Annotated in this window: 15 protein-coding genes and 2 pseudogenes; 5 read left to right on the top strand and 12 right to left on the bottom strand. The window is 65.6% G+C overall.

Annotation, left to right across the window (positions count from 1 at the left end; all coding sequences use genetic code 11):
* Positions 1 to 139: 139 nt before the first annotated feature.
* The 5 genes and pseudogenes from KZA10_RS01995 to KZA10_RS17620 all read left to right on the top strand — a co-directional run.
* Complete coding sequence (locus tag KZA10_RS01995) at positions 140 to 865, top strand: hypothetical protein (RefSeq protein WP_094451888.1); 726 nt, start codon at positions 140 to 142, stop codon at positions 863 to 865.
* Between the two features lie 16 nt (positions 866 to 881).
* A complete protein-coding gene (locus KZA10_RS01990) occupies positions 882 to 2,513 on the top strand; it encodes a M23 family metallopeptidase (protein ID WP_218681766.1) in 1,632 nt (543 codons plus the stop codon).
* Positions 2,514 to 2,525: 12 nt separating this feature from the next.
* Entirely contained in the window at positions 2,526 to 2,792 is a 267-nt protein-coding gene (locus KZA10_RS01985; RefSeq protein ID WP_036340989.1) for a DUF6112 family protein, read from the top strand.
* 115 nt (positions 2,793 to 2,907) lie between these two features.
* Positions 2,908 to 3,177, top strand: a complete 270-nt coding sequence (locus tag KZA10_RS01980) for a DUF6112 family protein (protein WP_052001297.1) — start codon at positions 2,908 to 2,910, stop codon at positions 3,175 to 3,177.
* Between the two features lie 36 nt (positions 3,178 to 3,213).
* Positions 3,214 to 4,197: pseudogene (locus KZA10_RS17620) on the top strand (conjugal transfer protein TrbL); the annotation flags it as partial.
* Here KZA10_RS17620 and KZA10_RS01970 read toward each other — a convergent pair.
* The 12 genes and pseudogenes from KZA10_RS01970 to rpsE form a co-directional block, all read right to left on the bottom strand.
* A pseudogene (locus KZA10_RS01970) lies at positions 4,180 to 4,314 on the bottom strand (30S ribosomal protein S11); the annotation flags it as partial. The pseudogenes KZA10_RS17620 and KZA10_RS01970 overlap by 18 nt on opposite strands.
* A gap of 31 nt (positions 4,315 to 4,345) precedes the next feature.
* The gene (rpsM, locus tag KZA10_RS01965; protein ID WP_017201568.1) at positions 4,346 to 4,720 is read right to left on the bottom strand and encodes a 30S ribosomal protein S13; all 375 of its coding nucleotides are present in this window, start codon (positions 4,718 to 4,720) and stop codon (positions 4,346 to 4,348) included.
* A gap of 179 nt (positions 4,721 to 4,899) precedes the next feature.
* Positions 4,900 to 5,016 (bottom strand): 50S ribosomal protein L36, encoded by a 117-nt coding sequence (rpmJ, locus tag KZA10_RS01960; protein ID WP_005050492.1) that lies wholly within the window; start codon positions 5,014 to 5,016, stop codon positions 4,900 to 4,902.
* Positions 5,017 to 5,080: 64 nt separating this feature from the next.
* On the bottom strand, positions 5,081 to 5,302 hold the full coding sequence (gene infA / locus KZA10_RS01955; RefSeq protein ID WP_017201569.1) for a translation initiation factor IF-1: 222 nt from the start codon (positions 5,300 to 5,302) through the stop codon (positions 5,081 to 5,083).
* Between the two features lie 183 nt (positions 5,303 to 5,485).
* A complete protein-coding gene (locus KZA10_RS01950; protein ID WP_218682041.1) occupies positions 5,486 to 5,839 on the bottom strand; it encodes a hypothetical protein in 354 nt (117 codons plus the stop codon).
* A 221-nt stretch (positions 5,840 to 6,060) separates the two neighbouring features.
* Positions 6,061 to 6,738: a thioredoxin domain-containing protein gene (locus KZA10_RS01945; RefSeq protein WP_218682040.1), complete on the bottom strand. Its 678-nt coding sequence runs from the start codon at positions 6,736 to 6,738 to the stop codon at positions 6,061 to 6,063.
* Positions 6,738 to 7,589, bottom strand: a complete 852-nt coding sequence (gene map / locus KZA10_RS01940) for a type I methionyl aminopeptidase (RefSeq protein ID WP_218682039.1) — start codon at positions 7,587 to 7,589, stop codon at positions 6,738 to 6,740. Before map ends, KZA10_RS01945 begins: the two co-directional genes overlap by 1 nt.
* A 1-nt stretch (position 7,590) precedes the next feature.
* Entirely contained in the window at positions 7,591 to 8,196 is a 606-nt protein-coding gene (locus tag KZA10_RS01935; protein WP_055865582.1) for an adenylate kinase, read from the bottom strand.
* Complete coding sequence (gene secY, locus KZA10_RS01930) at positions 8,193 to 9,515, bottom strand: preprotein translocase subunit SecY (RefSeq protein WP_021201115.1); 1,323 nt, start codon at positions 9,513 to 9,515, stop codon at positions 8,193 to 8,195. Before secY ends, KZA10_RS01935 begins: the two co-directional genes overlap by 4 nt.
* Positions 9,516 to 9,698: 183 nt before the next feature.
* On the bottom strand, positions 9,699 to 10,334 hold the full coding sequence (rplO, locus tag KZA10_RS01925; protein WP_021201116.1) for a 50S ribosomal protein L15: 636 nt from the start codon (positions 10,332 to 10,334) through the stop codon (positions 9,699 to 9,701).
* The gene (gene rpmD, locus KZA10_RS01920; RefSeq protein ID WP_017201575.1) at positions 10,334 to 10,519 is read right to left on the bottom strand and encodes a 50S ribosomal protein L30; all 186 of its coding nucleotides are present in this window, start codon (positions 10,517 to 10,519) and stop codon (positions 10,334 to 10,336) included. Before rpmD ends, rplO begins: the two co-directional genes overlap by 1 nt.
* Complete coding sequence (rpsE, locus tag KZA10_RS01915) at positions 10,519 to 11,196, bottom strand: 30S ribosomal protein S5 (RefSeq protein ID WP_017829196.1); 678 nt, start codon at positions 11,194 to 11,196, stop codon at positions 10,519 to 10,521. The genes rpmD and rpsE overlap by 1 nt, the downstream gene beginning before the upstream one ends.
* Positions 11,197 to 11,210: the final 14 nt, after the last annotated feature.

Here is an 11,210-nt window from a genome sequence, read left to right as displayed (position 1 = left end):
CTCGTTCCTGGCGACCGCTGACGGCACCAGCACGTTCGCCGACGACCTGCGCACGGCGCGGCAGGCGTTGAGCAATCCGCGCAGGCACCTCCGGGCGCTCTGACCCTCGTCGGGTGCGCGGACGGCGCACCTGGGGGTCATGAAGACGACTCCCGATGATCCCGCCCGCACCCGCCGCCGACTGATCTCCTTTGTCTGCGCCGGCGTCGCGTTCCTCGTCCTGGCTGCGATCGGCGTCTACGGGCTGGTGATCGGCCCGAACGACGACGGCACCCGACCCGAAGCACCGGCAGCGCCTGCGCCCACCGACCCGACCCGGCCGACTCCGCGCCTGCCCTACATCGCCCCGTCGACCGACCCCGACGAGTTCGCGCGCGAGGCCGCGCACGTGCTGTTCACCTGGGATACCACCAGCGGGTTCCTGCCGCTGGATTACACCGCCGTGCTGCTGGACGTGGGCGACCCGACCGGGAACGAGCAGGCGGGCCTGGCCTCTGACATCGCCTCCTACCTGCCGTCGCGTGACGCCTGGGTCGATCTGCGCCAGTACAGCACGAGCCAGCACCTGACCATCACCGAAGCCTACGTGCCCGAGCAGTGGGCACAAGCGGTCGAACAAGCCCGGCCCGGACAACTCCCGGTCGGGGCGACCGCCATCACGATCGAGGGCACCCGGCACCGCGAGGGCATCTGGAACGACGAACCCGTGACCTCCGAGCACTCGGTGGCGTTCACGATCTTCCTCGCCTGCCCGCCCGACGACCCGCCGACCGGCAGCCAAAGCGAGACCAGCACGCCCGATGCGGGTGTCGTGCCGTCCTGCTACCTGCTGCGCCTGTCGATTCTCGACCAGCCACTGCGCTGAGACGGAGGCCATGACGATGAAGAAAGCAGTCATCGCCCTCGCCCTTCTGCTCCTGCTCGGCCCATTCATGGGCCTGTTGGGTATCGGCGTGCTGATGAACCCCTCCGCGAACGCCGAGTGCACCATCGACGGCTCCGGCATCACCGTAGGGAACATCCCCGACTCGTTGACCGCGACCACCGCGAACGGCGAGACCATCACGCTCAACCGGCAGCAACTCACGCACGCGGCCACCATCATCGAGATCGGTTCCGGCATCGACGGGGTGGGGCGCGACGGCATCCAGATCGCGCTCATGGCCGCACTGACCGAATCCAGCCTGCGGATGCTGTCGAACACCTCCGCCTACCCCGAGAGCGCCGACTACCCGAACGATGGCAATGGCTCAGACCACGACTCACTCGGCCTGTTCCAGATGCGCCCGCAGTCGGGGTGGGGAACGGTCGCCGACCTCATGGACTCCACGTATCAAGCGCGGGCGTTCTACGGCGGGCCGGACGGCCCCAACTACCCGAGTCCGCGTGGCCTGCTCGACATTCCTGGCTGGCAGCAGATGGGCAAGGGCGAGGCGGCACAGGCTGTCGAGGTCTCAGCCCACCCGGACAGGTACAACAACTACGAGCCGGTCGCGGCCACCATCCTCAGTGCCCTCACCGGCTCCGGCGGCCCGACCACCGCGACTGGCCCCTACCTGGTGACGACTAGACAAGTCACGGAGTCTTCGCGCGTGGTGTTCCCGCTGCCCGAGGGCACCTGGGTCGTCACCAGCGAGTTCGGGTATCGCAGCGACCCATTCACCGGCGAGACCTCCTATCACTCCGGTCTCGACCTCGGCGCAGCTGACGGCACCCCCATCCTGGCCGCCGCTGACGGCACAGTGACTGTGGCTGAGTTCTCAGGCGGTTACGGCGGTCTCATCATCATCGAGCACACCATCAGCGGGCAGACCGTCGCCACCGCCTACGCGCATATGTGGCAGCACGGCATCCACGTCTCGGTCGGAGATCACGTGCGCGCAGGCCAGCACATCGGCGATGTCGGGTCGAGTGGACGTAGCACCGGAGCACATCTGCACTTCGAGGTTCGCCCCGGCGGCACCAACGGCGAACAGATCGACCCGGCAGCATGGCTGAACCAGCACAACGCCGCCGACCTCCCCGAAGCCTCAGTCGGGCCTCCCCACGGTTGCGCGGGCACCAACGGTATCGCCGGTGACCCGGCTCCATTCGACGGCGACGACCCGAGCCGGATGGTCGATGACCCGACGTCGACCGGGCAGATCACTGCCCGGATGCTGCACCTGTATGAGCAGACTCTCGCCCAGTTCCCAGACACGGGCTGGGGCTGCTACTCGCCCCGGCCCGGCACGCAGTCAGAGCATCCCCTGGGCAGGGCGTGTGATCTGACGTTCGGCAACGCGATCGGCCAGTATCCGACCAGCGAGCAACTCGACTACGGCTGGCAGGTCACCGAGTGGATGCAGACCCACGCCGAAGCTCTCGGTGTCGAGTACCTGATCTGGCAGGGCAAGATCTGGTCGCTCTCGCGCGACTCCGAGGGCTGGCGTTCCTACAACGGCGGCGGGATGCACGACCCCGACAACGTGACGGGTGGGCACTACGACCACCTGCACGTCACGGTGAAGTAGCGGGGGTGCGTCATGGATGTATTTCCCGACTTCGATGGACTGGCCGGTATCGACGATCTACGGGAGGTCGTCGGGGCGCTGCTGATGTTCGCGCTCGTGATCGCGGTGCTGATGCTGATCGTCTCGGCGATCATCTGGGCGGTCTCATCGAGCACCGGCAACTATGCCGCCGCCGCCAAGGGCCGCGTCGGAGTGCTGGTCTCCCTCGGAGGCGCAGTCCTTGCCGGTGCCGGTGTCGCGTGGATGAACTGGCTGATTGGCATCGGCCAGCAACTCTGACGACGCCGGCTTCTTCTGAGCGCCCGCCCCTCTCTGGGGCGGGCGCTTTCGTGTGCGTGGCAGCGGGGAGCACCTGACGGCAGAACCATCCGTCCTCTCACAAAGGAGAACTGCCGTGATCGACATCGACCCCAACTCCAGTGGCTTGCCGGGTATCGACCAGCTGCGCATCATCGTCGGCGCAGTCATGACCGTGGGCTTGATCCTGTCGGTCCTGGCGTTGATTGTCTCGGCGATCATCTGGGCCTACGGGTCCAACTCTTCCAACCCGCATCTGGCCGGTCGCGGCAAGATCGGCGTCTTGATCTCGTGCGGTGCCGCCGTCGTCTGTGGCGCGTCGGTCACGCTCATCAACTTCTTCTGGGGCGTCGGCCAAGCCGTCTGACCCGCCCATCTACTCCGAACCACTAGGAGGCTCGTGATGGGCGTGTGCGATATCCCCGTCATCTCCACCGTCTGCGACGTCGCCGGTGAAGCCGCAGCGACGCTGATCTCGGCACCATTCGACTGGCTCGCCAGTGCGATGGGCGCGGCAGCCGCCTGGATGTTTGAGGCTGTCTGGACGGTCTTCGACACGACCACGATGGTCGACGTCACCAGCGGCGAGTACTTAGGCGTCTACAACCTGATCTTCGGAATCGCCGTGTTCGTCATGCTGCTGTTCTTCTGTCTACAGCTCATCACGGGCATGATTCGCCGAGAACCCGCCGCCCTCTCCCGAGCGGCCCTCGGGCTGGCCAAGAGCGTCCTCGGCTCCTTCGTGGTGATCACCCTCACGGCCCTACTGCTAGAGATTGTTGACCAACTCTCGGTCGGCATCATCCAAGCCGCTGGCGAAACCACAGCCACGATGGGCGACAAGATCGCGATCCTCGTCGCCGGATTGACCGCGCTGAACGTGGGGGCACCCGGTGTCGGTGCGATCTTGACCATCTTCCTCGCGGCCTTGGCCATCGCAGCCGCTGCGATCGTCTGGCTGAGCCTGCTAGTCCGCAAGGCGCTCCTACTGGTCGCGGTGGTCTTGGCCCCGTTCGCGTTCTCCGGCGCCTCCTGGGATGCCACGCGCGGCTGGATCTCCAAGTGGGCGATGTTCGTCGTCGCGCTCATCCTCTCCAAGCTCGTACTCGTCGTGATTCTGCTGGTCGCAGTGACCCAGGTGTCGGCCCCGATCGACGGCGATTTGTCGAGTATCGCCGACCCTCTCGCCGGGGTCGTGCTGATGGCGCTGGCCGGGTTCGCGCCGTACATGACATACCGCTTCCTGTCGTTCATCGGGTTCGACCTCTACAACTCGATGGGCACCGAGCAGGAAGCCAAGAGCGCGCTCAACCGGCCCATTCCGACGCCGGGCAAGCCACAAGGGGGCGAGCCGAAGAAGGTGCTCGACGAGGGCAGCAAGGGAGGTGTCGGTGATCGAGACGATCGTGTTGTTGAACGTCGACTTGATGTGGGCCTGGCCCAGCGCGATGTTCTTCTTTTCCTTGCGGCGCGGCTTGCGCGCGGCGGCCTTGGGTGCAGCCATGAAAGTGTTCTCCTAGTCCCTGGGGCCGCGCTTAGCGGGCCTTCTTCTTGCCTGCGACGGTGCGCTTCGGGCCCTTGCGGGTACGGGCGTTGGTCTTGGTGCGCTGACCACGGACCGGGAGACCACGACGGTGGCGGATGCCCTCGTAGGAGCCGATCTCGACCTTGCGGCGGATGTCTGCTGCAACCTCGCGGCGCAGGTCACCCTCCACCTTGTAGTTGCCTTCGATGTGGTCGCGGAGGGCGATCAGCTGGTCGTCGCTGAGGTCCTTCACGCGGATGCTCTCGTCGATGTCCGTCGCCTTGAGGATCTCGACCGAGCGGGTACGGCCGACGCCGTAGATGTAGGTAAGGGCGATCACCACGCGCTTGTCGCGCGGGATGTCAACGCCGGCAAGACGTGCCATGCGGTTCTCCTGGGTGTTGTGGAGGTATGGAACAGGATCGGTGCCCGGGCCTCCGCCCGAGGTGTCCCCCGCTTGCGCGAGTTCTGATCCTGCCGTTGTGTGTTTTCAGTTGTGAGATGTGCGTGAGCGATGCCGCGCAGCGCGGGCCCGTCGATCAGACCGGCGGGCCCGCCGGGGACTCAGCCCTGGCGCTGCTTGTGACGCGGGTTGCTCTTGCAGATCACCATGACGCGGCCGTGACGGCGGATCACCTTGCAGTGATCGCAGATGGGCTTGACGCTGGGGTTGACCTTCATGATGTTTCCTGTTCGCTGTCTTCGTACCGCCCCGGACAGGGGCAGGCCGTTACTTCTCGACCGATCAGCGGTAGCGGTAGACGATACGGCCGCGGGTCAGGTCGTAGGGGCTGAGCTCCACGACCACACGGTCCTCGGGGATGATACGGATGTAGTTCTGCCGCATCTTGCCGGAGATCGTTGCAAGGACCTTGTGCCCGTTGCTGAGCTCAACGCGGAACATCGCGTTGGGCAGAGCCTCGGAGATCACGCCCTCGATCTCGATGACACCGTCTTTCTTAGCCATAGCCTCGCTGACGCTTCTGCAGATCGGTCGATCTGCGGTGGGTGGTTGGTTTGTGGTGCTGCACCGCCGGACACGCCGAATCAAGGCACAAAGCACCAAAGATCAATTATATACGCCAACGAGGGCCCCGGCAACCAATCGGCGCCGAAGCCCTCGTGCGAGTGTATCGCGGGCTGGAAACCGCTAGATGACTGCCTGCGCGTCAGTGACCCAGGTCACCGCGCACGCCTTGAAGTTGAAGCTCAGGCCGAACGGCCCGCCAAGTGTCTTGTAGTTCCACTTCTTGGACGGGAAGCACTGCCACATCACCTGGAACGTCTTGTTCGAGCACGACCCGATGATGTTCGCACCACTCCACCCGAACGAGGAGCATGTCGCGGAACCTGCCGCCTGGGCGGGAGCGGCCACTCCCAGGGGAACCATCAGTCCCAAGACCAGGGCCGCTGCCGCACCGGCCCCCGAGAGCCGCCGAGTGACCCTGTTGCCTCGCACCTTACGCGTGGTCCCGCCCGCGGGCCCCGCCGTCAAAATCTCCATCATCCATCCTCCGGTCATATCAGTTACTTCAAACGACCGTAGTCACGGGGCTCGCCACTCACTAGAGACTTTGCTCCAACGTATCGACGAACCATCGTCCCGCAGCTCTGTACCAAAGCACGACGGGAAGACGTCTCCTACAGCGTCCGGCTCGTGCCGACGTCTGCGGTGGGACCGTGATGGCGGAGTCAGACCGGGCGCTCGTCAGAAGCCCGGGAATGTCACCCGAGCAGCTTGGCGAACTGGCTCGCGATGTCGGCGTTCTGGATTCGATCCCCGTTGATCACAACGGTGGGGGTGCCGACGCGCCCGGTCTCAGGGTCAGGAGGGGTCAACGCCGTCATGTCAGCCACGAACTTGTTGAACGTGCCGGCCGAGATGCAATCGGCTGCGGCGCCTGCGCCAGACTCCTCGGCGATCGCAGACAGCTCCTTGTCCGTCAGACCCGTCGAGTTCTCTTCCGGCTGACGCTCGAACAGCAAGTTGAAGAAGGCCAGGAACGAGTCAGGCGCCTGCTCTGCGACACAGTACGCCGCATTCGCTGACCGTGTGGAGAACTGCGTGTTCTGCGAGGCTCGATCGAGAATCGAGATCGGGTGGATGCTGAGCGTGATGGTGCCGTTCGCAGCCGCCGACTGGAGCTGTTCGCCATAAGCATCCTCGAACTGGCCGCAGATCGGGCACATGAAGTCGACGTACGTCTCGATCTCATCTTCGCCGGATCCAAAGCTGATGGCTCCTGTCTTCCCATCGACGATATCGCTCTTGGGAGCTACACCGGGCGCGGTGGCCTGGTTGTTGAGGAACACCACGAGACCACCGATCGCCACCAGCACCACGACCACGGCGATGGAGACGCCGATCGCGAACCAGTTGGTGTTGCTCTTCGCCGCTGCCATTACTTTCCGATCTCTCGAGGCTCGACCCCGAACGGGGCGAGTCCGGCTCTTCCACCATCGGGCGCAGTCAGCACCCAGATACCCCCATCATGCAGGGCGACGCTATGTTCCCAATGGGAGCCGTCCGTGCCGTCCACCGTCGTGACGGTCCAGTCGTCCTCTTCGATGAAGGTCGCATCCCCGCCGGCGGTGACCATCGGCTCGATGGCGAGCACGAGTCCGGGCTTCACGTCTTCGCCGCGGTCGGGGGTGCGGTAGTTGAAGACGCTGGGGGCCTCATGCATCTTGCGACCGATGCCGTGACCGACGTACTCGCGCAGGATCCCGTAGGGCTCGCCGGAGACCGCGGACGGCCCCTGTGCCTCGATGTACTCCTGGATGGCCGCACCGATCTCGTCGATCGACGATACGGACGCCATGGCCGCGATTCCCGCCCACAGAGAGCCTTCGGTGACGCGGGAGAGCTCTTCACGGCGTGCGACCAGCTCAGGCCGCTCCGGGTCGGGCACGACCACGGTGATCGCGCTGTCGCCGTTCCATCCGCGGAACTGCGCGCCGCAGTCGACCGACACGATGTCGCCGGGCTGCAGCACCCGCTCCCCCGGGATGCCGTGGACGACCTGCTCGTTCACCGAGATGCAGGTGGTGTGGTAGTAGCCGCGCACCAGCTGGAAGTTCGACTCAGCGCCACGGGCGAGGATCGTGCGGTTCGCCACCGTGTCGAGCTCGAGCGTGGTGACGCCGGCCTTGATCAGCGGGCGGACGGCATCCAGTGCCGCGGCCGTGATGAGCCCGGGCTCGACCATGGCTCGCAGCTGAGCCGGGGTCTTGTAGATCGACCGGCGGAACATCTCAGGAAGCGGAGGCCGCGAGACGCAGGCCGCGCGCCGTCAGCGCCTCGCCGATGCGCTCGGTGATCTCGTCGAGCGAACCCACACCGTCGATGCGGTCTACGATGCCCTTGGCGCCGTAGACCTCGAGGATCGGGGCGGTCTCGCGCTCGTAGATGTCGAGACGGTGACCGATGGCCTCCGGGGTGTCGTCGGAACGGCCCTGCTCGGTCGCACGGAGCGTCAGACGCTGCAGGCTCTCCTCACGCGGCACGTCGAGGAGGATGACGGCGTCGAGCGCCTGCCCCCGCTCGGCGAGGAACGACTCGAGGTGGGCGACCTGCGCGGTGTTGCGCGGGTAGCCGTCGAGGAGGAACCCGTGAGCGGCGTCTTCCTGCGACAGGCGGTCGCGCACGATCTCGCTGGTCAGCTCATCCGGGACGAGGTCACCCTTGTCGAGGATCGCCGTGACCTGCTGGCCGAGGGGCGTCCCCTCCTTGATGTTCGCGCGGAAGATGTCGCCGGTCGAGACGACCGGGATGCCGTAGGACTCGGCAATGCGCACGCCCTGCGTGCCCTTGCCGGAGCCCTGCGGGCCGACGATGAGAAGACGTGCGGATGCTGTCATCGGAGGAGCCCTTCGTAGTGTCGCTGCTGCAGCTGCGCGTCGATCTGCTTGACCGTCTCGAGACCCACACCGACGATGATGAGGATCGACGCACCACCGAACGGGAAGTTCTGGTTGGCGCCGACGGTGGCCAGAGCGATGAGCGGGATGAGCGCGATCAGACCGAGGTACAGCGAGCCCGGAAGCGTGATGCGGGTGAGCACGTAGTCGAGGTACTCGGCCGTCGGGCGGCCCGCACGGATGCCGGGGATGAACCCGCCGTACTTCTTCATGTTGTCCGCGACCTCGACCGGGTTGAACGTGATCGCCACGTAGAAGTACGTGAACCCGATGATCAGCAGGAAGTACGCGGCCATGTACACCGGGCTGTTGCCCGACGTGAAGTTCGTCGTGATCCAGGTCACCCAGGCAGCCGGAGTCGATCCGTCCTGCGGGGTGTTGAACTGCGCGATGAGTGCCGGGATGTACAGCAACGACGAGGCGAAGATGACGGGGATCACACCCGCCATGTTCACCTTGATCGGGATGTAGGTGTTCGTGCCCCCGTAGGTGCGCCGACCGACCATGCGCTTGGCGTACTGCACCGGGATGCGTCGCTGGGACTGCTCGACGAACACGACGAGCCCCATCACGATGATTCCGACCAGCAGCACCAGCAGGAAGACCTCGAAGCCCTTGGTCTGCCAGATGAGGCTCATGGCACCGGGGAACGTGGCGGCGATCGAGGTGAAGATGAGCAGCGACATGCCGTTGCCGATGCCGCGCTCGGTGACGAGCTCGGCGAACCACATGATCAGGCCGGTACCGGCCGTCATCGCCATGATGATGAGCAGCTGCGCCCACCACACATCGTTCGTCAGAAGCTGCTGGCAGGCCGCGAGATCGGTCGTGCCGAAGAGCTGGCCGCTACGGGCCACCGTGACGAGAGTCGTCGACTGGAGCAGCGCGAGGGCGATCGTGAGGTAACGCGTGTACTGGGTCAGACGGGCCTGGCCGGCCTGTCCTTCCTTGTGCAGCGCCTCGAAGTGCGGGATGACCACGCGCAGGAGCTGCGTGATGATCGTCGCGGTGATGTACGGCATGACGCCGAGCGCGAAGATCGACAGCTGCAGCAGCGCGCCGCCGGAGAAGAGGTTGACCAGTCCGAGCAGCCCATCGGTGCCCGCGTTGGCGGCAAGACACTCTTCGACGTTCGGGAAGTTCACGAACGGCGCCGGGACGTTGGAGCCGAGCCGGTAGATCGCGACGATGGCGAGTGTGAAACCGATCTTCCGACGCAGGTCGGGGGTGCGGAAGATCCGCGCGATGGCGCTAAACAAGGACGTTCCTCCTGAAAAGGTTGCCGATTCCCGAAGGACGGCTGAAAGACCAGGGTAACGCAAACCGGGCTTCCCGGAATTCGCCACCGATACCAGGCCCGCCGGATGCGGCCCCAGAGCGAGGTCTCGGAGTGTGAAACCACAAGAGGGGCCGGAGAATCTCCGACCCCTCTTGCTAAGCGGTTACTTGACGGATCCGCCAGCCGCGACGATCTTCTGCTCGGCAGAACCCGAGACCTTGTCGACCGAAACGGTGAGCTTCACGGCGATGTCGCCGTTTCCGAGAACCTTGACCTTCTCGTTCTTGCGAACGGCACCCTTGGCGACCAGGTCGCCGATGGTGACATCGCCACCCTTCGGGTACAGCTCCGCGAGCTTCTCCAGGTTCACGACCTGGTACTCCACGCGGAACGGGTTCTTGAACCCGCGCAGCTTCGGGGTGCGCATGTGCAGCGGCATCTGCCCACCCTCGAAGCCGACGCGAACGGTGTTGCGCGCCTTGGTGCCCTTGGTTCCACGACCAGCGGTCTTACCCTTGGAGCCCTCACCACGGCCGACGCGGGTCTTGGCGGTGTTGGATCCGGGGACGGGACGCAGGTGGTGCACCTTCAGCACGCCGGGACGGGACGCCGGAGCATCCTTCTTCGGCGCGGCCTTCTTGGCGGCCGGCTTCTTGGCAGCGCCCTCAGCCTTGGCGTCGGCGGCAGCGGTCTTGGCCGGAGCCTTCTTCGCGGCCGGCTTCTTCTCGGCGGCAGCCTTGGGAGCTGCAGCCTTCTTCGTGGCCTTCTCAGCCTCGACGGCCTCGTTCTTCTCAGCCATTAGTCGATCTCCTCAACCTTGACGAGGTGGGCGACGGTCTTGACGTAACCGCGCGTCTGCGCGTCGTCGGGGCGGACGGTGGTGTCACCGATCCGCTTCAGACCGAGGCTGCGCAGCGTGTCACGCTGGTTCTGCTTCTCGCTCACCTTGGACTTGATCTGCGTGACCTTCAGTCGCGCGGCCATCAGGCACCTACCTTCTGTGCGGCGATGGCCTCGGCCTCGGCGCGCACGAGGCGCGCAGGGGCGACCTGGTCGAACTCGAGGCCACGACGCGCGGCGACCGCACGAGGCTCCTCGAGCTGCTTCAGGGCGGTGACCGTCGCGTGCACGATGTTGATCGTGTTCGACGAGCCGAGCGACTTCGACAGCACGTCGTGGATACCGGCGCACTCGAGCACGGCGCGGACCGGACCACCGGCGATGACACCGGTACCGGCAGCGGCCGGACGGAGCAGGACCACACCAGCGGCCGCCTCACCCTGCACGGGGTGCGGGATGGTGCTGCCGACGCGCGGAACGCGGAAGAAGTTGCGCTTGGCCTCTTCGACACCCTTCGAGATCGCCAGAGGGACCTCGCGGGCCTTGCCGTAGCCGACGCCGACCAGACCGTTGCCGTCACCGACGACCACGAGGGCGGTGAAGCTGAAGCGACGACCACCCTTCACGACCTTCGAGACGCGGTTGATGGTGACGACGCGCTCCAGGAACTGGTTGTCGCCACGGTCACGGGAGTTGCGGTCACGGCCGCCACCCTGGTTGCGGTCACGACCGCCGCGGCGGCCATCACGCGAATCGCGAGCCGGCTCAGCCTGCGTGGTGCCGGCAGCCGTCTCGGAAGTGGCAGCAGCCGCTTCGGTCACTTCGTTCTCCTTGT

It is taken from the genome of Microbacterium sp. BF1 (assembly GCF_019279095.1).
Taxonomy (GTDB): domain Bacteria; phylum Actinomycetota; class Actinomycetes; order Actinomycetales; family Microbacteriaceae; genus Microbacterium; species Microbacterium maritypicum.
Note: the sequence above shows the minus strand (reverse complement) of the source record. Positions and strands in the feature narration are given on the sequence as shown.